Raw genomic sequence first — 19,773 nt, forward strand, 5'->3', positions numbered from 1 at the left:
GACCGGGTTGTTTTTGCTGGTAGATTCCAGTCCCACTATGTGCGGCCCGTGTGGGACAGGTGGGACCGGTCGAGGGCATGTGGTCCCACATGTCCCACCGCCATGGACCACTGTGGGACCGAGAAAACCACGCAATATCAACGTGGTCCCACCTGTCCCACCTGTCCCACCGATATTCGCGGGTGGCAGTGTCAGTCATCACCCGCACCCATGATCGAGGCCGTGACCGCATAGGCGCGGGGCCGGCCATGCTTGAGGCTCATGCGACGGGTGAGGTGTCGCCCATCGCCTCCTTCGAGGTAGCCGGCGTCATGAAGATATCGCGCCGCCCGCTGTGGATCGGCGCCGCGGTGAACCTCGCGCCAGGCGTCGGCGGCGACGTAATAGGTTTCTCCCTCGCGCCACCCGGCCCGGTTCGGGATCGCGGGCCGCGGGTCGCCGCCGGGGTCCAGTCGCTCAAAGCGCGCATCGCCATGGGTGACCAGGAACGCGCGCACGCGCTCGATGGCCTCGCGGGCTTCGGCCGGCCCGGCACCGCCGCGGCCGTCGATCCACAGGCCGAGAATATGCATTGCAGCGTCATGCGCCGCCCCTCGTGGCCACCCCGTGAGATCGAAGATGGTCGCCAGTTCTCCGGCGGCGGCGATCAGGCCCAGGCGAGCGGCGGCCCGCTGTGTCTGACCATCTGCCTCGACGCCATGCAATTCCACCGCGTCACGGCGAAACGTCTCCATCGCCTCGCGGGCCGTCGCTTTCGCCGCCTCGGGGTCGTCGAGAAATTTCGCGACGAATGCCGGCCCGGCCGTGCCGTGGGCAGTGGCGGTTGTCGCCCGAACGCGGTCGGCAAATGCTGCAGCGCTCTCCGAGCCATGCAGATGGTCGAATGCGCCATGTTGGCCGGCGTCGGCCGACACATCGAGAAGGCGCACATGCTGCCCGGCATGGGTGCGGCCGCCGGCCTCCGCGATCTTGTCTGCCAGACAAATTTCGCCACTGGACAAGATCATCGTGCGCCATCGCTTTTGCGGCCGGGCTGCGCCCGTTCGATCCGCCCGCGCTTTGCCGATGCCGTTGGCGATCATATAGGCCGCTTGTGCCGCCTCTCGGCCGGAGACTTCGCCCATTTCGTCCAGGGCCAGCACCGAGCCGTTGCAGGCCGTCGCCAGGGCCTCCAGGCCGTTGGCGGTCGCCCGCCAGCTTTGCAGGAAAGCGGGGCCGCCCCAGACCGACGCCGCCGCCCGCTGGATCGTGCTCTTGCCGCTGCTCGATGCGCCGCGAAGATGCAGGCCGCCGCCATCGAGGCCAAGCGGTTCGAGCAGCGGCCCGGCGAGGGCGAGCGAGACGGCGGCGACCATCAGCGGATTGCCGACGCAGAGCGCCGCGACCTGGCCGCGCCAGTCCGCGAGATCACCGGCCGCCACCATAGCCGTCGCGGCGCTGCTGATCGTCTCGGCCTGAAACACGGCGCGCTCGTCGCCGATCACCTCGCCACTGCCGAGAACGAAGCTGCGGCAGGTCTCGTCGGACCATCCCAGCCGGTCGACCGATAGGGCGCGGTCCTTGGGCCGCCAGCGCTGTAGCAGGTCGGCGAGCGCATATCGGGCGGCCGGGCCAGGCGCGATGTAAAGCCCAAGGTCCAGCAGCTTGGCGCGCAGTTCGGCGCCGTCGCCCGCGAACATGCGTGCGGGGATCGCCCAAACATGGGCATTGCCGTCCGAGTCGATGACTTCCACCAGCCGGCCCCATCCCGCGCCGGATCGGTCGCGGGTCAGGGCCAGAACGTGAAGTTCCGAGCAAACAAGGGGGGCGCGGCGGTTGCCTTCATCATCTTCGACGATACGATGAATGTCGCCGTTCGGTCGCGCCTCGAAGCCAGTGGGCAGTGGCGAAAAATTGATCCTGGTCACGTTGGATGCCGTCATGCCGCCACCTCGCGGCGGAGCAGGTCGTTGAAGTCCGATCCGGCAGGCGGTTGCAGCAGCGTCACCTCCCAGGCCCAGCCGTGCGCACGGTCCGCCAGGGCGTAGGCCGCGCGCCGGCCGGCCTGATCGCGATCCAACGCGACGACCAGGCGACCAGGAGTCCTCGGCAGTTTCACCTGCTTCATGTTGGAGCTGCTGATCGCTGCCCAAATCCGAGCGTCGGGCTCGACGAAGCCGCCGGGAATAGCAGACAGGGCGGTTTCGATGCCTTCGGCGATGACCAACGGTCCGCGCCCAACGGTCAGGCGCACGGCGCCTCCGCGGACCGGGCCAAGCGCTCGCTTCTGGTCATTGCTGCCCACAGGCGCTTTGCCGGTGCCGTCGCGGTCCAGATAGATGCGGTGGACCGCAAAGCCATCGCCGCCCTGGACCAGCGCGACGACGGCGGGCCAGCACATTTTCGACGGCGTGTGCCAGCAGGCCGACAGGTATCGAAGCGTGCCGGGCAATTCGCAGTCGATGCCGCGAGTTCGCAGATATCGCTCGCCCAACGTGCCATGGATCGGCCTGGCCTCACGCCAGATGCGTTCGGCGAAGCGTGAACTCTCTGCCCGGACGGCCTGGCGCTCGGCGTTGAGTTGGGCGACCGCCACCGGGTCGGGTGCTGCATGCGAGCCCGGCGCGACGCCAGCCGCCGCCAGGACATCGCGGAAGGTGCACTGGCTTTTCTTGCAGTGCAACAACAGCCGGCCACGGCTATCGGCCAAGGTCAGGGCGTTTTGATCGCGGCGCCGCTCCGGCTGGCAGACGGGGCAAGGGCAGGTGCCGTAGTGGCCGTACCAGCGGCCGCCCAGCGCCTTGGTCAGGGATTGGGCGTCGGCTCGTTCGAGAATGGCGGTGGTCATCGGCCGCCCTCCCGATCCGTCGCGGATGTGGTGCCGCAGCCCGTCTCTAGCGCCATCGTCTCGTGGCTTGCATTTGTCACCACGGCCGCTACATTCAGGGCTTCCGCAGCAATCGCCCCCTCATGATTGCGTAGCCCCGCGCCGGTCTGACCACCGGCCGGGGCGTTTCTTTGTCCGCCTCCCATGATCAGGCTGCCTTGTCGGCTTCGCGGCTGGCGATCCACGCTTCAATGTCTTCGCGCCGCCACCCAATGGCGCGCGCACCGAGCTTGATGGGCGCAGGGAACTGCCCAGCCTTTACTTGGTCGTAAACCCAAGAGCGCCCCATGCCGATGGCGGCTAGCACCCGGGGAAAGCGCCAAACTTCATTGTGCATTGTTAATGCCTCTCGCGTGTTAGTGGACATGCGAAAGGTAGAAAGCCACCAATGGCAGCGACTAAGGCAAATTTCCGGAAAATTTAGCGCCGACCGCGAATTATCCTAAGGTCTTCTCGGATCGTCCTCTGTGATATGGATTTTTTTTGTCGGCATCTGATTTTTCGTACCATTCAGTTACTTTGAGCACTAACCACTTCTGCAAAGCATTGTCTGTCGCATGTTTTTCTTGGTGCATAATTTCTTTAATATAGTCTCTCCGTTTTTCTGACTGTTTTCTTCGTGAACTGACGCTTTCACTTCTGCCGGAATCGCTCCATCCGTATCTTTTCATTCCCAATAGAATTGACGGCTTGTATTTCGTTCGCCAATGCCATTCCTCTGTAAGAGCGCCTAAAGCAATAGCGAAATGCATCTGGCCCGCGCCCCCTGCATTCCTTCGCAGGTCCTCGATTGTTTCGATTGCCCTTGCCGCATACCACGGATCGGAGAACGGTTCCGAGAAGTTCCTCGCAAATTCGGTCACATGGGCGAAACCGAACCCACCTTCTTTGATCTTCTGAATGGGCGGGCAGTTTGGATCGCTGGTTTGCCACCAAGTGTTGCGGTCCTTGTATACCACACGCTCTTGCCCGTGCGGGAGGCCCGCCGCCTTCAATACCGAGTGGCACTCAGCCCAAAGCGCGTCGATCTCGCTCCAGATTGTTGCTAGGGCCAATTCTCTCGCCTCGAACGACTCTTTTACGATCCCCACCTTCTGTTGAATTGGCATGTCGTCCCAATCGGGCTCTTGCCAATGGCCCAAGCGGGTTAATTCATCGCCCCCCTTGTCGATCCATTCTCGTTTTTTATCAGTCATATAGAGGCCCTCAGTTGAACAAGTTTCTCGGCCCCCTTCCCCTCCAGGAATCGGCCCCAGGCTTCTAGCATCCCGCGCCGCCGCTCCAGCATGTCAGATCGGCGGTAGGCTCTTTCGACTTCCGTGCCGACCGTGTGCGCGAGAGCGATTTCCGCCATGTCGCGCGGGTATCCCCGCTCATCCGCCCAATCGCGGAATGTCGAGCGTATTCCGTGAGGTACAGCGGGCCGTTTGCTTCGGGGGTCAAGATACCCTTCCCTCCCCGCGTCGGCCTCTGCCTTGTGAATGCGGCGCGTGACGGCCGACAGGCTCATATCCGAGAGGGGTCCACCGCGCGGGGCAAAGAACACGACCTCCGAACCCTCCAGTCGCGGCAGCCGGGACAGCAATGCGACGGCCTCTTGTGTCAGGGGGACTCGATGCTCGCGGCCCGCCTTCATGCGTTCCGCTGGGATGGTCCAAACTGCGGCGCTTGGGCTGGGGCCTGGCGATCCAAGATCGACCTCACCCCATACCATGCCCCGCACTTCGCCGGATCGGCATGCGGTCAGCGTCAGGAATTGCAGCGCCTGTGCTGCCATCCCTGCCCTGCCCTGTAGGTCTTCCCACCAGCGCGGCATGTCGGCCAAAGCGACGGCCGGGTGGTTTCCCGCTCGTGCTACCCTGGCGGGCTTGGGCAGGACTTCCGAAAGGTTGCCCTTCCATCGCGCCGGGTTGTCGCCCTCCCGATAGCCGGCAACGGTTGCCCAGGATAGCACCGCCTCGATGCGCCCTCGAAGCCGCGAGGCCGTCTCGGTCTTGGTCGACCAGATCGGCTCAAGGACACGCAGAATATCGCTCATGGTGATCGACCGGACGGGCAATTCCCCTAGCGCCGGCCGGGCGTAGGTGTCCAAGGTGGAGCGCCATTGCTTCTGGTGTTTCTCGTTGCGGAATTCATCCAGCTTCGAGGCCAGATACTTTTCCACCGCCTGCTGAAAGGTCAGGGCATCCCGCTGCCTCTGCTTTTCCGCCAGCGGGTTTCCGCCGCCTCGAACGATCCGCTTATTCTCGAACGCCGCTTCGCGCGCATCGGCCAGCGACACCAGAGGCGGGCTGCCAAGGCCAAGTTCCCGCCGCTTCCCATGAATGGTGAGCCGCTGCACCCAGAACCGCGAGCCGTTCGGTTCGACCCGCAGGTAAAGGCCGAACCCGCCGCCGTCATGATGCTTCCCCGGCCCTGCGGATTTCACCCTCGCGGCGGTAAGCGTCTTGGCTGCCCGTCGTTCCATCGCCCTGGCCATTCTTCCTCCATTTCTTCCCCCTCAATGACGCGGATTTGAGCGTATCAGAGCGGACGACAATGGACAAGAGAAGTCAAATAACCGCTTATTTTCAATGGGATTTGTGAACATTCGCGAACATCGCCGGATTCGACGATGGCGGACACCCCATCCGCCAATCTCGGTCGCTGTTATCCCATCATCCGGTAGTTCAGGTCGAACATTACCCATATCGCGCCGGCGATGATGATCGCGCCAATCACCACCGCCAATGTCAGGGCGATCGTGGCCTCCAGCGGCACGCGCTTGGTCGAATAGTGCAGAAAATACCGCAGATGCACCAGGATCTGTGCCAGCGCGAAGACCGTGACGATGAGAAAGGTGCCGGATTTGCCCACATCGCCGGCGGCCACGACATAGAACGGGACGCCGGTCAGGGCGATGGCCAACAGGAAACCCGTGAGATAGTCCGCTATTGGGGGCTTGTGCAGAAAGAATGGCAGGTCTTCGTCGCGGTCGCTCATTTGACCAATCCCGGCAGGTAAACAAAGGAGAAGATGCCAATCCAGATCAGGTCGAGGAAGTGCCAGAACAGGCCCAGCCGATACAGTCGCGACAGAACCGGATGGGTCAGGCCCTTGACCTGAATTTGAACGAACATCACCGCAAGCATGAGCAGGCCAAAGCTTACATGCAGGCCGTGGGTGCCGACCAGGGCGACGAAGCCGGAGAGGAAGCCGCTACGCTGCGGTGTTGCGCCGTTGGCGGCCATTTCCGCGAACTCACCGATCTCCAGCGCAACGAAGCCGGCGCCCAGCAGGAAGGTCACCAGGAGCCACAGATTCGCCCGCCCGTGGGCTCCGGACAAGGCCGATATGGCCAGAAAGCCGAATGTGAGGCTCGAACAGAGCAGCAAGCCGGTTTCGGCCGCAACGCGCCACAGGGTGAAAATTTCCCCGGGCGCTGGACCGCCTGCCGTTCCCGGCAGCAATACCGCGTAGTTCGCAAACAGGACGGCGAACAGCACCGCATCGGTGATCAGGTAGAGCCAGAACCCCAGGGCGCGCTCGCGATGCGGTTCGGGCGGCACCGGGTGGTCGCGTTGGGCGCTGTAGGTCGTCATGGCCCCGCCTCCGACGGCAGCGGTTGGCCGCTCCGGCTCATGATTTCGCGCACTTCGCTCCCCGAAACCTCGAATTCGTCGTGGTCGATGAAACTGCGCTGCACGACCAGGACGAGGATGCCGACAAACCCCAGAGCGAGCAGCCACCACATGTGCCACACCGCGCCGAATCCGATGAGAAACGCCAGCCCGCCGATGAACAGGCCGGTCGGCGTCTGGCGAGGCAACTGGATGGACTCCACCGGGCCGTAGTCCAGCCCACCATTCGCCTTGGCATGCGTCAGCGCATCCAGGGAGTGGACAATCGGGATCCGGGCAAAATTGAACTCCGGCGGCGGCGATGGGATAGACCATTCCAGCGTGCGGCCATCCCACGGATCGCCGTCTTGATCGCGCAACGCCTCGCGCTGGCGGATGCTGACCAGCAATTGCATCACGATCGAGAAGATTCCGAATGCGATGCAGCATGCGCCGATGAAGGCAACGATCAGCAACGGCTCGAAGCGGGGATCCGGAATGTTGGCGACCCGCCGCGGCAACCCCATCATGCCCAGCACATAGAGCGGCATGAAGGCCAGGATGAAGCCGATGAACCAGCCCCAGAACGAGGCCTTGCCCCAGCCGGCATGTAGCCGGAAGCCCATGGCCTTCGGGAACCAGTAGTAATAGCCGGCCAGATATCCGAACAGCACGCCCGGAATGATCATGTTGTGGAAATGGGCCACCAGAAAGGTCGTGTTGTGCAGGTTGTAGTCCAGCGGAACGATGGCATGCATCACCCCGGTGGCGCCGCCGATGACAAACAGGATCATGAATCCCAGCAACCAGTATATCGGCACCTCGAATTCGATCCGGCCCTTGTACATGGTGAAAAGCCAGTTGAAGACTTTCAAACCGGTCGGGATGCCGATGATCATGGTCGCGATGCCGAACGCCGCATTCACCGTCGCGCTTGAGCCCATGGTGAAGAAGTGATGCAACCACACCAGCATCGACAGCACGGTGATAACGGCCGTCGCGTAGACCATGTCGCGATAGCCATAGAGCGCCTTGCGCGAAAACGTCGACGCCACTTCGGAGAAAATGCCGAAGGCCGGCAAGACCAGAATATAAACCTCTGGATGACCCCACATCCACAACAGGTTGGCATAGTTCATGAAATTGCCGCCCATGTCCGCCGTGAAGAAATGCATGCCGAAAATTCGGTCGAGCATCAGCAGTGCGGTGACCACGGTCAGGGGCGGAAATGACAGCAGAATGACGGCGCTGGTGCAGGCCATGGTCCAGATGAACATCGGCAATCGCATCAATGTCATGCCCGGCGCTCGTCGACGGATGATGGTGACGAGGAAGTTGATGCCGGTCAGGGTCGAACCCCAGCCGGAAATGAACACGGCCCACAGCCAATAGTCGACGCCGGTGCCCGGACTCCGTTCGATCCCGGCGAAGGGCGGGTAGCCCGTCCAGCCGGCCGCCGAGAATTCGCCCAGCACCAGGGAAATCAACACCAGCCCTGCCCCGGCCGCGGTCAGCCAAAAGCTGAGCGCGTTCAAAAAGGGAAAGGCGACGTCGCGCGCGCCGATCTGCTGCGGAATAATGATATTCGCCAGGCCCGACATGAACGGCATGGCCACAAAGAAAATCATGATCGTGCCATGGGCGCTGAAGACCTGCTGGAAATGGTCCCCCTCCAGATAGCCGTTTCCCGTGACCGACAGCATTTGTTGCAGTCGCATCATGATCGCGTCCGCGAAGCCGCGCAGCAGCAACACGATCGCCAGGACCACGTACATGATGCCGATTTTCTTATGATCCACGGTCGTCAGGTAGTTCTTCCAGAGCCAACCCCAGAGACGGAAATAGGTGATCAACGCCAAGACGATCGCACCGGCCAGAACCGTTACCGCCGCGCCGCCGAACGCGACCGGGCTATAAAACGGAAGCGCGTTGTAATCCAATCGCCCCAACATCTTACCGCCTCCTTGCCATCCGCCTGTGAGACATGGTCATTGCCCCCCGCCTTGCGGGGATGGTCTGCCACCGTCGGCAGCCACTGCCGCCGGGCCGGACAGGTGGCCGGCATCGAACTGCGCCTTGGTCGGCAGTTCGCGCATGATGTATTGCGGTGTGTATTTTTGCACCACACGCGCGAACAATCCGGGCCGGACGGCCGCAAAATGCGTGACGGGATTGTTCGTGGACCGCTGCACCAGGCGGTCATAGGCGGCGCGGTCGAGCAGCGCCTCCTTCTTGCCGGCAGCGCCCTTCCCGCTTTTGACGTCGTCGATCCAGGACCGAAACGCATTTGCCGGCATGATTCTGGTTGTGAAGCGCTGATACTCGAACCCGGGGCCGGAATACATCGCATTCGAGCCTTGCAATTCCGCAGCGGTCTTCGAGTAAAAGTTCGCGCGCGATTCCATGCCGGGCATGGTGTAGATCTGGCTGATCAAGCCCGGGACGAAAATCGACGTCATCATCGGGTCCGCCGTCATCCGCAGTGTCACGGGCCGGCCCGCCGGGGCCACCAATTCGTTGACGGTTGCCACGCCCTCGTCCGGATAAACGAACAGCCATTTGTAATCGAGGCTGATGGCCTGGATCTCGTACGGCGCTCCCGCCACGACGGGTCGATACGGGTCGAGCCGGTGGGTGTAAACCCATGTCAAGCCGCCCAGAATCGCAATCGTGAACAGCGGGACAAACACGGTGATCTTGTTGATGACCGGGTGTTCGACGAAGTTGGGATCGTAGTCGCGCCCGTTGTTTGCCGCGCGATAGCGCCACGCGAACCACAGTGTTGCGATCATGACCGGTACGATGATGATCAACATCACGGTGACCGACAGGAAGAACAGGTTGGCTTCCGCCTCGCCAACCGCGCCGACCGGGTTGAGCAAGGGGATGGGGGCGAGCGAACACCCGCTCAGCAGCGGCAAAAGAGCGAACGGCACCGCGTGCCTGGCCACTGTCGAACAGCCGCCGGATTGCGGTTTGCATTGTTGCGGAGCCGTTGTCTTCCGCATCGGAATGCCCTCGTGTCATGGCCGGAATGACCGTCATGGGTGGCAGGCAACCGTTCGGGATCCGCCGGACCGCGTCCGTTCGAGCCACAGGATCGAGAATGCGCTAATTGGGTAGCGATTGTCAAAGAGAGAATTCCCATCGGATCGGCCCCCCATTGGCAGGCCGATGTTCGGGGGGGCCCGGGATCGAGGGTTCCTGGCACGGCAAAACGCTGCGCCATTGGGAGGTTCCGCTGGCGGCAGGTGTCGGAACCGTGTAGGCAAATTGCGATGCCGATCGCATCACTCGCAACCGCGATCTCTCGGTGGAGAAGATGACCCACGCAAATCGCAAAATCTGGAATGGCCGCGGTTCGGCCATGAAGGCCGGCCTCCTGGCGCTGGCGCTTGTCACGTGCGCCTGCGAAAGCCGGGAGGAAGCCCGGGCGGACGACGGGGGAACGCGGGAACTGGGCGCCGGCCGGATGCTGGCCCGGGAACGGTGCGGCGCTTGTCATGCGGTGGACAAGGAAACCGCCGTCAGCCCGCACGGCAAGGCGCCGCCGTTTGCGGAGATCGTGAAACAATACCCGCCGGAACAGCTCAGCGAGGCCCTGTCCGAAGGCATCATGGTCGGCCACGAGGACATGCCGGAGTTCCAGTTCTCCGACGAGGAAGTGGACCGGTTGATCGTTTACCTGAAATCCCTGGAATAGACCGCGCGCCCGGGCCGCAACCCACAGCTATGCCGGGCCTTCAGAGCAATGCCAGCGTCTGTCCCGCGATCACGCGTTCCTCGTCGGTCGCAATGGCAAAGGCCTCGGCCCGGCTGTCGGCGGTCGTCAATCGGGGCCCGCCCTGCGCGTTCGCGGCCGCGTCCAGGGAGAAGCCCAGCCAGGCGAGCTTGGCCAAAACGCCGGCGCGGATCGCCGGTTGGTGCTCGCCGATGCCGGCCGTGAACACCATGCCGTCGAGCCCGCCCAGGGTGCCGGCCAGCGCGCAGGTCTGTTTGGCGATCTGGTGAATGTAGACGTCGATGGCGTATTTCGCCCGCGGCTCCGGGCTTTCCATCAGCGTGCGCATGTCGCTGCTGACGCCGGAAAGGCCCTTCAGCCCGCTGTCCTTGTAAATCAGGTCGGTGACCTGTGGGACGGACAGGCCGTCATGCTCCATCAGGTAGAGCAGCACGCCGGGGTCGATCTGGCCGGTGCGGGTCCCCATGGGCAGGCCGTCCAGGGCGGTGAAGCCCATGGTCGTGTCGACGCTGCGGCACCCGTCCATCGCGCACATGCTGGAGCCGTTGCCGAGATGGGCCACCACCACCTTGCCGGCGGCCAGGCGCGGCGAGTGCCTCGGCAACTGGCTCGCAATAAAGTCGTAGCTGAGCCCGTGAAAGCCATAGCGGCGCACGCCCGCCTCGTAATAGCGGTAGGGCAAGGCGAAGGTGTTCACCACCGCTGAGTGGCCGCGGTGGAACGCCGTGTCGAAACAGGCGACCTGGGGCAGGTTCGGGCGCGCCGCGCGGATCGCCCGGATCGGCGCCAGATTCACCGGCTGGTGCAGCGGCGCCAGCGGGATGAAGGTGGCGAGCGTCTCCAGCATCGCATCGTCGATCCGCACCGGCTCGGCATAGAGCGGGCCGCCATGGACGACGCGGTGGCCGCAGGCCAGCAAGCGGGCGCTGCCCAGATGATGGTCGATCCAGTCCAGCACCCAGGCGGTGGCCCCGTCGGGATGGATGTCCGGGCGCTCGTCGGCGATGGCGCTGCCGTCCGGGGCGGTGGCGTGAAAGTGCGGCGCCGTCCGCACCTCTTCCAGCAGCCCGTGCCACGCCAGAACCAGGTCCTGGCCCGATATGCGGTAGAGCGCGAGCTTTATGCTGGAAGAGCCTGCATTCAAAACCAAAATGGCATCATCAGGCATGGCTCAATCCTCCGCCGCGGCGTCGCGCAGGCCCTGGCGGGCGGCAGCGAAGATCGCGGCCACGGCGCAGGAGGCCAGCCGCGCCGGCACGCTATCCGCCCGGCTGGTCAGGATGATCGGCACCCGCGCACCCACGACCAGGCCGGCCGCGTCGGCATTGGCGAGGAAGGTCAATTGTTTCGCCAGCATGTTGCCGGCTTCCAGGTCCGGGGCCAGCAGGATATCGACGTCTCCCGCAACCTCCGAGCGGATGTGCTTGATTTCCGCCGCTTCCTTGCTGATGGCATTGTCGAAGGCCAACGGTCCGTCCAGCAGGCCGCCGGTGATCTGGCCCCGATCCGCCATCTTGCAGAGCGCCGCCGCCTCCACGGTGGATGGCAGCTTGGGGGTCACCGTCTCCACCGCGGACAGAATGCCGACCTTGGGCGTGGCGATGCCCAGCGCCTGGGCCAGCTCGATCGCGTTCTGGCAGATGTCGCGCTTGTCTTCCAGCGTCGGGTAGATGTTGATCGCCGCGTCCGTGACCATCAGCAGCTTCGGATAGGTCGGGACATGCATGACATAGACATGGCTCAGGCGCCGGTCGGTGCGCAGGCCGGTTGCCTTTTGCGTCACCTCGTGCATGAGTTCGTCGGTGTGCAGCGAGCCCTTCATCAGCACGCTCGCCGTTCCCTCCCGCACCAGGGCGACGGCTTTCTCCGCCGCGGCGTGGCTGTGCTTGGTCGGGATCAGTTCGTAGGGCGAGAGGTCGAGGCCCTCCGCCTCCGCCACCGCGCGGATTTTGTGCTCCGGGCCGACCAGGATCGGCCGCAGCAGCCCTGCCTCTGCGGCGTCGACCGCGCCCGACAGCGAAACCGCGTCGCAGGGATGGGCAACAGCCGTTGGCATGGGTGGCAGGTCGGCGCACTTGGCGTGCAAATCGTCGAAGAACTGCGACATGAACGGGAATCTCCCCTGCCCGGTTCGGGACGACGGGCAGCCTAGCGGGGGGCAGCCTAGCGGGGGGCAGCCTAGCGGGGGGCAGCCTAGCCGGAAAGGTCGGCAGGGCGATGACCTAAATCAATCCCCTGCCCGCTCCGTCGGCCCCGCCGTCCCGCCCGTGTCGCGTCCGCCCGGAGCGAGGGCCTTGACTTCGGCAGCGGGCCGTGCCGCTTTTTGGAATGAAATTGCGAATGATCCTCAGGAGACACGCCGCATGGCCGTCATCCCTTTCAACAAAGACTTCCCCTACGAGACCGGGGAGGTCGTAACCCTGACCCCGCGCATCCGCCGGGTCACCTGCCCCAACCCCAGCTCGTTCACCTTCCATGGCACCAACACCTATATCCTGGGCCACGGCAAGGTGGGCATCGTCGATCCCGGCCCGGCCGAGAAGGCGCACACCGACCGGCTGCGCGAGGTGCTGGCGGAAAACGGCGAGACCGTCTCGCACATCCTGGTGACGCACACCCACCGCGATCACTCGCCGGGCGTGGCGCTGATGAAGGAATGGACGGACGCGCCCACCTATGGCTATGGCCCGCACGGCGTCGGCGCGCGGCGCAACTGGCCGTTTGCCGGGCCGGAGGGCGGCGACACCTCGTTCGTTCCGGACATCCGGCTCGCCGACGGCGAAATCCTGAAGGGCGACGGCTGGACGGTCGAGGCGATCTTCACGCCGGGCCATATTTCCAACCATCTCTGCTATGTCGTGAAGGAAGATGACGTCATCCTGACCGGCGACCACCTGATGGGCTGGTCCACCAGCATCGTCTCGCCGCCGGACGGCGATATGAGCCACTACATGGCCAGCCTGCGCAAGATGCTGGCCCGGCCGGAGCACACCTATTATCCGGGCCATGGCGGGCCGATCACCGACCCCAAGGCCTTTGTCGAGAGCTTCATCGAACACCGGGGCGAGCGCGAGCAGCAGATTATCGACTGCCTGGCGCATCACCCGCAGCACATCCCGGAAATGGTGAAGGAAATCTACATCAACACGCCGGAGCAACTGCACCGGGCCGCCGGCCGCAGCGTGCTGAGCCATCTGCTGCACATGGTGGAGGAAGGCCGCGTCGTCAGCCCCGACGACCCGCCCGGTCCGGACAGCCTCTACCGCCTGCCCTGACCGCCTGCCCCGACGGGCGCCTTTCCCGACGGGCGCCTTTCCTGACGGGCGCCTTTCCCGACGGGCGCCTTTCCTGACGGGCGCCCTTCCGCACCCGCCACCCTTGCGGATACCCCGGCCCCTGCCCCGGGACTCGCAATGGTGGCGGGTGTTTGTGTATGTAGGGCCATCCGTTAACAAACACCCTCTCAAACACAACCAAAGGCGTCTCCCATGGCTCAAGACCTGATGCTCTACGAGAAGCAAGGTCGGATCGTCACGATCACGATCAACCGTCCGGAAATCCGCAACTCCATCTCCGCCTATGACATGCTGGACGCGTTCGAGGCGGCGTTCGAGAAAGCCGCCAAGGATCACGAGGTCTCGTGCATCATTCTGACCGGCGCCGGCTCGGCGTTTTCGTCCGGCGGCGACGTGAAGGGCTTTGCCGAGACGGCGGCCGAGAACCAGGCTTTCCCCAACGGCACCCGCCACTGGTACCGCGAGGGCATCCAGCGCATCCCGCTCTGCCTCGACAAGGTGGAAATCCCGATCATCGCCGCGGTCAACGGCCCGGCCATCGGCGCCGGCTGCGACCTGGCCATGATGTGCGACATCCGCATTGCCAGCGACAAGGCGCTGATGGGCGAGGTGTTCGTCAATCTGGGCATCATCCCCGGCGACGGCGGCGCCTGGTATCTGCCCCGGATCGTCGGCCGCGCCAAGGCGTTCGAGATGGCCTTTACCGGCGACGTGCTGAAGGCGGACGAATGCCTGGAAGTGGGCCTGGTGCACAAGGTCGTGCCCCATGACGGCCTGATGGGCGCGTGCATGGACATGGCGAAGAAGATCGCCGCCAAGCCGCCGGAGGCGCTGCGCATGACCAAGCGGCTGCTGAAAGAGAGCGAGAGCCAGTCGCTCGCCACGTCGCTGGAAATGGCGGCCGGCTTCCAGGCGCTGGCCCAGTCCACCAAGGACCATGAGGAAGCCGCCCTCGCCTTTGTCGAAAAGCGCAAGCCGGTCTTCACCGGGCGCTAGGGCGATACGGCACAGGCGCGTCGGATAGCAATGACAAGGCGGACGCTATCCCGATAGTGTCGAACCTCGGGGTCGATCCGATCACCGAGCGTCTGACTGCCATTGGGAGCAAGCCCATGAAACGCCTGTCCTTGGTTCTTGTCGCCGCCGCGATGATGGCGGCGGCAACCCGTCCTGCCGCGGCCGAAAACCCGGTTGCCACGCACGAACACACCGCGACGATGACCGCGGAAGTCCGTGCCATCGACCAGAAGACCCGCGAAGTCGTGCTGCGCGACGAAAACGGGAATTACGTGACGGTGGTTGCCAGCCCGGATGTTCGCAATTTCGAACGGGTCAAGGTCGGCGACCACCTCACGGTCGCCTATTACGAATCGGTGGCCGCCCATCTCGCGGATGCGGGCAGTGCCGACGCGCCGGCCGGCGCCACGGTGGTCGAACGGGCCGGCAAGGGCGAGATGCCGGCCATGGTCACGGCAGAGGCGGTCAACATGGTGGTCGAGTTCATCCACTATGACCCCGACAGCCAGATCGCGACCTACATCAACCCGGACGGCAAGCCCGACAGCGTGTTCGTCAACCCCGATATGGCCCAATTTGCGGCGAGCCTGAAAAAGGGCGACAAGGTCGATGTCACCGTGACCCGCGCCGTGGCGGTTTCGATGGAACCGTCTTTGGACTAGACTGCCCCTCACTTGGCCCCCGCCAGCCCGCGGGGGCATCCATTGCCCATCAGAGTTCGGATTCCCATGGACGCCGCTTACAAACCCGAAGACTTGGCCTTCCGCGACGAGGTTCGCGCCTTCCTGAAAACCGCCATGCCGGACCATATCCGCCGGCAGACGCAGCTTGCGCCCTCCTATGTTTCCAAGGAGATGACGCGGGACTGGCACAAAATCCTCTACAACAAGGGCTGGATCGCGCCGAACTGGCCGGTGGAGTTCGGCGGCACCGGCTGGACGGCCGTGCAGAAGCACATTTTCGACGAGGAGGTGCAGGCAACCGGCGCGCCGCGCCTCTCGCCCTTCGGCCTGACCATGGTCGGTCCGGTGATCTACACCTTCGGTACCGAGGCGCAGAAGGCGCAACACCTGCCGGGCATCCTTTCCGGCGACACCTTCTGGTGCCAGGGCTATTCCGAGCCCGGCTCCGGCTCGGACCTTGCCAGCCTGAAGACCCGCGCGGTGCGCGATGGCGACGACTATGTGGTCAACGGCCAGAAGATCTGGACCAGCCACGCCCATCACGCCGACTGGATTTTCGCCCTGGTCCGCACCGACCCGAACGCGCCGAAAAAGCAGGAAGGCATCAGCTTCCTGCTGATCGACCTGAAAACGCCCGGCATCGAAATCCGCCCGATCATCTCCATGGATGGCGGCCATTATCTGAACGAGGTGTTCTTTACCGACGTGCGGGTTCCGGCCAGCAACCGTATCGGCGAGGAAAACAAGGGCTGGACCTACGCCAAATTCCTGCTCGGCAACGAGCGCACGGGCGTCGCCCAGGTCGGCAAGTCGGCCAAGAAGCTGGAAGCGATCATCGCGGCGGCGAAGCAGGAAAGCGACGGCCAGGGCGGCACGCTCTGGGACGATCCGGCCTTCCGCGCCCGCATCGCCACCATCAACGCCAAGCTGGCCGCGCTCGGCATGAGCAATCTGCGCGTGCTGGCGCAGGAGGCCGGCGGCGGCACGGTCGGGCCGGAGGCCTCGCTGCTGAAGATCAACGGTTCGGAGATCGAGCAGGCGCTGAACGAGACCTTCGTGGAGGCGCTCGGCAACTACGCCCAACCGTATGATCTGGAAGCCCTGCGCATCGACACCAATGTCGAGACCATCGGCCCGGACCATGGTCGCGGCGTGATGACGGAGCACCTGCTGCGGCGCGCCGCCACGATCTATGGCGGCACCAACGAGGTGCAGCGCGATATCATCGCCAAGCGGGTGCTGGGGCTCTGACGGCCCCACTCCCCCGCCCTGTCCTGTGAATTTTCGAATGAGGAGCCTGTCCGGATGGCCACCCGTGACTTTGACGTGATCGTTGTCGGTGCCGGTTTCGGCGGCATGTATCTGCTGCACCGTTTCCGCCAGATGGGCCTGAGCGCCATCGCTTTCGAGACCGGCTCCGATGTCGGTGGCACCTGGTACTGGAACCGCTACCCGGGCGCGCGCGTCGACGTGGAAAGCATGCAGTATTCCTACCAGTTCGACCCGGAGCTGGAGCAGGAATGGGAGTGGTCGGAGAAATACTCGCCGCAGCCGGAGATCCTGAAATACGCGCAGCACGTGGCCGACCGCTATGACCTGCGCCGGGATATCCGCTTCAACACCAAGGTGACCGCCGCGCATTTCGACGACGCGAACGAGGACTGGTTGGTGACCACCGGCGACGGCAAAACCACCCGCGCCCAGTATTTCGTGCTGGCGGTCGGCTGCCTCTCGTCCTTCAACATGCCGAAGATCACCGGCATCGACGATTTCCAGGGCAACAGCTACCACACCGGCCAGTGGCCGCACGAGCCGGTGGACTTCACCGGCCAGCGGGTCGCGGTGATCGGCACCGGTTCCTCGTCGATCCAGTCCTGCCCGGTGATCGCCCGGCAGGCGAGCGACCTCACCATCTTCCAGCGCACGCCGAACTATTCGATCCCGGCCCATAACGGCGCGCAGGACCCGGACTATGTTTCCGGCGTCAAGGCCAAATACCGCGAGTTCCGGGCGGAAGCGAAGACCATGGTCTCCGGCCTGCTGGGCGATTTCGGCAGCCGCAAGGCGGTGGAAACGCCGAAGGAGGAGGTCGAGCGGGAGTTGGAAACCCGCTGGCAGACCGGCGGCCTCACCTTCCTCGGCGGCTTCACCGACATGCTGATGGACGAGCGGGCCAACGAATATGCGCAGGAATTCGTGCGCAACAAGATCCGCGCCATCGTCAAGGACCCGGAGACCGCGGAACTGCTCTGCCCCAAGAACATCATCGGCGGCAAGCGTCTCTGCGTCGATACCGACTATTACGCCATGTACAACCGGCCGAACGTCCATCTGGTGGATGTCAGCGAAACCCCGGTCGAGCGCATCACGGCCAAGGGCGTTCTGCACGATGGCAAGGAATACGAGGTCGACAGCATCGTCTACGCCACCGGCTTCGACGCCATGACCGGCAGCTATCTGCGCATCGACATTCGCGGCCGCGACGGCCTGGAGTTGAAGGACCACTGGGATGCGGGCCCGCGCACCTATCTGGGCGTCTCGGTCGCCGGCTTCCCGAACATGTTCATGGTGACGGGACCGGGCAGCCCCTCGGTGCTGACCAACATGCTGCCCTCCATCGAGCAGAACGTCGAATGGATCACCGACGCCATCGGCGCCATGCGCGACGCCCAAAAGCACGTGATCGAGCCTGAGGCGGAGGCGGAAGCCGAGTGGGTGGCCCACGTCAACGACGTTGCGGGCCAGTCCCTGCGTTCGCGGGTGAAGAGCTGGTATATCGGCGCCAATATCGAGGGCAAGCCCAGCGTGTTCATGCCCTATATCGGCGGCCTGCCGGCCTATATCGCCAAATGCGACGCGGTCGTCCGCGAAGGCTACAAAGGCTTTGCCCGGCGGTAGGCCACCGCTTCGCCCCGCCTTCGCGCTTCATCCCTCGCCCTCCATCAAGCTTCATCCCGAGTAGGTGCGAAGCGCCGTATCGAGGGACGAGGGACGCCCACCCTGCCCCCTCGATACGCCCCGGACTGCGCCCAGGGCTACTCGGGGTGAAGCATGAAGAAGGATAGGCTTGTATCCCGGAGCCCGCGGAGCGGACATCCGGGACCGCTCTCGGTGCGCGAACACCGTTGCCGCCCGTGTTCGCGAGAGCGACGGCCCGACCCCCGCTCCGCGGCGGCAGGGGAACATCTCGTCCCAGCGAATGCTAAGGTGGCTCCCGATCCCCGGTCTTCACGCTGAGGTGCGAGCGCAGCGGGCCTCGAAGCGGCGGGCGCCCAACCCCCTACTCCGGCAGCAGGTCGAACTCCCCCATGCTGCGGGAGATCAGGTTGCGCTGCACGTCGCTGGTGCCCTCGCCGAACAGATAGACCAGCGCGTCGCGATGGTGCCGGCCCACCGAATATTCGCGCATGATGCTGGCCCCGCCCAGCACCCGCATGGCGCCCTCGGTCACGCGCAGCGCCGCCTCGCTGGCGAATAGCTTGATCTTGGCCGCCGCGGCATGGTCGATCGTGCCCTGATCCACCCGCCAGGCGCCGTGATAGACCATCCAGTGCGCCGCCTCGATATCCGTCACCATGTCGGCGAGGCGATGGGCCACCGCCTGGTATTGCAGGATCGGCCGCCCGGCGACGATACGGGTGCGAGCATAGTCCAGCGCCTCTTCATAGGCGCCCTTGGCGAGACCCAGCACCGAGGCCGCGACCCCGACCCGGTTCTCGGTCAGCGAGTCGAGAATGACCGGATAGGTGCCCTCGCGCTCGCCCAGAACGTGATCGTCCGGCACGAACAGGTCCTCGATCGCCAGCAGCCCGGTCTCCGAGCCCTTCAGCCCCTCTTTCTTCAGGTGGCTGATGTGCACGGCCGGGTTCGGCAGCGGCACGATGAACAGGCTGATGGCCCAGGGCTTCAGGTCCGGCGCCGTGCGCGCGGCCAGCAGCATGAAATCCGCCAGCGGCGAGTTGGTGATGTAGAGCTTCGCGCCGTTGACGCGATAGCCGCCCTCCACCTTCTCCGCCCTTGTCTTCATCGCCCGGATGTTCGAGCCGCCGTCCGGCTCCGACAGGCCGAAGCACGCCACCTTCTCGCCGGCCAGCGCCGGGCGGAAATACTGGGCCTTCTGCATCTCGGTCCCGGCCCGCCAGATCGGCCAGATGCCCAGGTGGGAGTGGGCGGAATAGGCCGCGCAGAAGGCCTGGCTGACGCGCGCCAGCTCCTCGCGGATGATGCAGTCGGAAACCTTGTCCATGCCGACGCCGCCGTCCTCCTCCGGATAGCGCGCGCCCAGCAGGCCGAGCTCGCCCCAGCGCCGGAACAGATGCTTCGGGAAGCGTTCCGCGTCGTCGGATTCGGCGGCGAGCGGCATCATCTCGTCCCCTGCGAAGCGGCGGACGGTCTCTCGCAATTGCACGTGTTCGGGGGCGAAGGTGAAATCCATGGGGCGGTCCGGTCCTGTGGGGAAAAGTTTCCGTAGTACTGCCCCGGCCATCGCCACCGCGCAAGTTGCCAGCGCGCGCGCTCCGGCTATGCTGGGCGGCAACGATGACCGCACCCCCTGCCCCGTCCGAGGATC

The 19,773-nt window shown here is 64.5% G+C and carries 18 protein-coding genes; 6 read left to right on the forward strand and 12 right to left on the reverse strand.

From position 1 onward, the window contains the following. Positions 1-191: 191 nt before the first annotated feature. The 9 genes from H6844_18670 to H6844_18710 all read right to left on the reverse strand — a co-directional run bounded on the left by H6844_18670 (position 192) and on the right by H6844_18710 (position 9,473). Positions 192-1,922: a DUF927 domain-containing protein gene (locus H6844_18670; protein ID MCB9931432.1), complete on the reverse strand. Its 1,731-nt coding sequence runs from the start codon at positions 1,920-1,922 to the stop codon at positions 192-194. Next, positions 1,919-2,827: a toprim domain-containing protein gene (locus H6844_18675; GenBank protein ID MCB9931433.1), complete on the reverse strand. Its 909-nt coding sequence runs from the start codon at positions 2,825-2,827 to the stop codon at positions 1,919-1,921. Before H6844_18675 ends, H6844_18670 begins: the two co-directional genes overlap by 4 nt. A gap of 187 nt (positions 2,828-3,014) precedes the next feature. Then, positions 3,015-3,233 (reverse strand): AlpA family phage regulatory protein, encoded by a 219-nt coding sequence (locus H6844_18680; protein ID MCB9931434.1) that lies wholly within the window; start codon positions 3,231-3,233, stop codon positions 3,015-3,017. 70 nt (positions 3,234-3,303) lie between these two features. After that, positions 3,304-4,062, reverse strand: a complete 759-nt coding sequence (locus H6844_18685) for a hypothetical protein (GenBank protein ID MCB9931435.1) — start codon at positions 4,060-4,062, stop codon at positions 3,304-3,306. After that, positions 4,059-5,333, reverse strand: a complete 1,275-nt coding sequence (locus tag H6844_18690; GenBank protein MCB9931436.1) for an integrase arm-type DNA-binding domain-containing protein — start codon at positions 5,331-5,333, stop codon at positions 4,059-4,061. Before H6844_18690 ends, H6844_18685 begins: the two co-directional genes overlap by 4 nt. 182 nt (positions 5,334-5,515) lie before the next feature. After that, positions 5,516-5,848, reverse strand: coding sequence for a cytochrome o ubiquinol oxidase subunit IV (gene cyoD / locus H6844_18695; GenBank protein ID MCB9931437.1), 333 nt, complete (start codon positions 5,846-5,848; stop codon positions 5,516-5,518). After that, positions 5,845-6,447, reverse strand: coding sequence for a cytochrome c oxidase subunit 3 (locus H6844_18700; GenBank protein ID MCB9931438.1), 603 nt, complete (start codon positions 6,445-6,447; stop codon positions 5,845-5,847). Before H6844_18700 ends, cyoD begins: the two co-directional genes overlap by 4 nt. Further along, positions 6,444-8,417 (reverse strand): cbb3-type cytochrome c oxidase subunit I, encoded by a 1,974-nt coding sequence (locus tag H6844_18705; GenBank protein MCB9931439.1) that lies wholly within the window; start codon positions 8,415-8,417, stop codon positions 6,444-6,446. Before H6844_18705 ends, H6844_18700 begins: the two co-directional genes overlap by 4 nt. 36 nt (positions 8,418-8,453) lie before the next feature. Continuing rightward, positions 8,454-9,473 carry a COX aromatic rich motif-containing protein gene (locus tag H6844_18710; GenBank protein MCB9931440.1) on the reverse strand — a complete coding sequence of 340 codons (1,020 nt, stop codon included), beginning with the start codon at positions 9,471-9,473 and terminating at the stop codon, positions 8,454-8,456. A 314-nt stretch (positions 9,474-9,787) separates the two neighbouring features. Between H6844_18710 and H6844_18715 the strand changes: the two genes are divergently transcribed. After that, positions 9,788-10,168, forward strand: a complete 381-nt coding sequence (locus H6844_18715; protein MCB9931441.1) for a cytochrome c — start codon at positions 9,788-9,790, stop codon at positions 10,166-10,168. Positions 10,169-10,208: 40 nt separating this feature from the next. On the opposite strand, the gene H6844_18720 is transcribed toward H6844_18715, so the two are convergent. Further along, on the reverse strand, positions 10,209-11,375 hold the full coding sequence (locus tag H6844_18720; GenBank protein ID MCB9931442.1) for an acetate/propionate family kinase: 1,167 nt from the start codon (positions 11,373-11,375) through the stop codon (positions 10,209-10,211). 3 nt (positions 11,376-11,378) lie between these two features. Beyond that, entirely contained in the window at positions 11,379-12,314 is a 936-nt protein-coding gene (locus H6844_18725; GenBank protein ID MCB9931443.1) for a bifunctional enoyl-CoA hydratase/phosphate acetyltransferase, read from the reverse strand. Between the two features lie 256 nt (positions 12,315-12,570). Here H6844_18725 and H6844_18730 point away from each other — a divergent pair, with 256 nt between their 5' ends. The 5 genes from H6844_18730 (at position 12,571) to H6844_18750 (ending at position 18,101) form a co-directional block, all read left to right on the forward strand. Next, entirely contained in the window at positions 12,571-13,482 is a 912-nt protein-coding gene (locus H6844_18730) for an MBL fold metallo-hydrolase (protein ID MCB9931444.1), read from the forward strand. Positions 13,483-13,695: 213 nt separating this feature from the next. Further along, positions 13,696-14,499: a crotonase/enoyl-CoA hydratase family protein gene (locus tag H6844_18735; GenBank protein ID MCB9931445.1), complete on the forward strand. Its 804-nt coding sequence runs from the start codon at positions 13,696-13,698 to the stop codon at positions 14,497-14,499. Positions 14,500-14,615: 116 nt separating this feature from the next. Then, entirely contained in the window at positions 14,616-15,182 is a 567-nt protein-coding gene (locus H6844_18740) for a hypothetical protein (protein ID MCB9931446.1), read from the forward strand. 66 nt (positions 15,183-15,248) lie between these two features. Next, positions 15,249-16,454, forward strand: coding sequence for an acyl-CoA dehydrogenase family protein (locus H6844_18745; GenBank protein ID MCB9931447.1), 1,206 nt, complete (start codon positions 15,249-15,251; stop codon positions 16,452-16,454). A 54-nt stretch (positions 16,455-16,508) separates the two neighbouring features. Next, positions 16,509-18,101 (forward strand): NAD(P)/FAD-dependent oxidoreductase, encoded by a 1,593-nt coding sequence (locus H6844_18750; GenBank protein MCB9931448.1) that lies wholly within the window; start codon positions 16,509-16,511, stop codon positions 18,099-18,101. A gap of 382 nt (positions 18,102-18,483) precedes the next feature. Here H6844_18750 and H6844_18755 read toward each other — a convergent pair whose 3' ends face one another. After that, positions 18,484-19,638: an acyl-CoA dehydrogenase family protein gene (locus H6844_18755; protein ID MCB9931449.1), complete on the reverse strand. Its 1,155-nt coding sequence runs from the start codon at positions 19,636-19,638 to the stop codon at positions 18,484-18,486. Between the last annotated feature and the right edge of the window lie 135 nt (positions 19,639-19,773).

The sequence above is a fragment of the Alphaproteobacteria bacterium genome, assembly GCA_020638555.1.
Lineage (GTDB): Bacteria > Pseudomonadota > Alphaproteobacteria > Bin95 > Bin95 > JACKII01.

Coding starts and splice junctions, on each gene's coding strand:
- H6844_18670 (MCB9931432.1), bottom strand. CDS start 1,922: ATGACGGCATCCAACGTGACCAGGATCAATTTTTCGCCACTGCCCACT.
- H6844_18675 (MCB9931433.1), bottom strand. CDS start 2,827: ATGACCACCGCCATTCTCGAACGAGCCGACGCCCAATCCCTGACCAAG.
- H6844_18680 (MCB9931434.1), bottom strand. CDS start 3,233: ATGTCCACTAACACGCGAGAGGCATTAACAATGCACAATGAAGTTTGG.
- H6844_18685 (MCB9931435.1), bottom strand. CDS start 4,062: ATGACTGATAAAAAACGAGAATGGATCGACAAGGGGGGCGATGAATTA.
- H6844_18690 (MCB9931436.1), bottom strand. CDS start 5,333: ATGGAACGACGGGCAGCCAAGACGCTTACCGCCGCGAGGGTGAAATCC.
- cyoD (MCB9931437.1), bottom strand. CDS start 5,848: ATGAGCGACCGCGACGAAGACCTGCCATTCTTTCTGCACAAGCCCCCA.
- H6844_18700 (MCB9931438.1), bottom strand. CDS start 6,447: ATGACGACCTACAGCGCCCAACGCGACCACCCGGTGCCGCCCGAACCG.
- H6844_18705 (MCB9931439.1), bottom strand. CDS start 8,417: ATGTTGGGGCGATTGGATTACAACGCGCTTCCGTTTTATAGCCCGGTC.
- H6844_18710 (MCB9931440.1), bottom strand. CDS start 9,473: ATGCGGAAGACAACGGCTCCGCAACAATGCAAACCGCAATCCGGCGGC.
- H6844_18715 (MCB9931441.1), top strand. CDS start 9,788: ATGACCCACGCAAATCGCAAAATCTGGAATGGCCGCGGTTCGGCCATG.
- H6844_18720 (MCB9931442.1), bottom strand. CDS start 11,375: ATGCCTGATGATGCCATTTTGGTTTTGAATGCAGGCTCTTCCAGCATA.
- H6844_18725 (MCB9931443.1), bottom strand. CDS start 12,314: ATGTCGCAGTTCTTCGACGATTTGCACGCCAAGTGCGCCGACCTGCCA.
- H6844_18730 (MCB9931444.1), top strand. CDS start 12,571: ATGGCCGTCATCCCTTTCAACAAAGACTTCCCCTACGAGACCGGGGAG.
- H6844_18735 (MCB9931445.1), top strand. CDS start 13,696: ATGGCTCAAGACCTGATGCTCTACGAGAAGCAAGGTCGGATCGTCACG.
- H6844_18740 (MCB9931446.1), top strand. CDS start 14,616: ATGAAACGCCTGTCCTTGGTTCTTGTCGCCGCCGCGATGATGGCGGCG.
- H6844_18745 (MCB9931447.1), top strand. CDS start 15,249: ATGGACGCCGCTTACAAACCCGAAGACTTGGCCTTCCGCGACGAGGTT.
- H6844_18750 (MCB9931448.1), top strand. CDS start 16,509: ATGGCCACCCGTGACTTTGACGTGATCGTTGTCGGTGCCGGTTTCGGC.
- H6844_18755 (MCB9931449.1), bottom strand. CDS start 19,638: ATGGATTTCACCTTCGCCCCCGAACACGTGCAATTGCGAGAGACCGTC.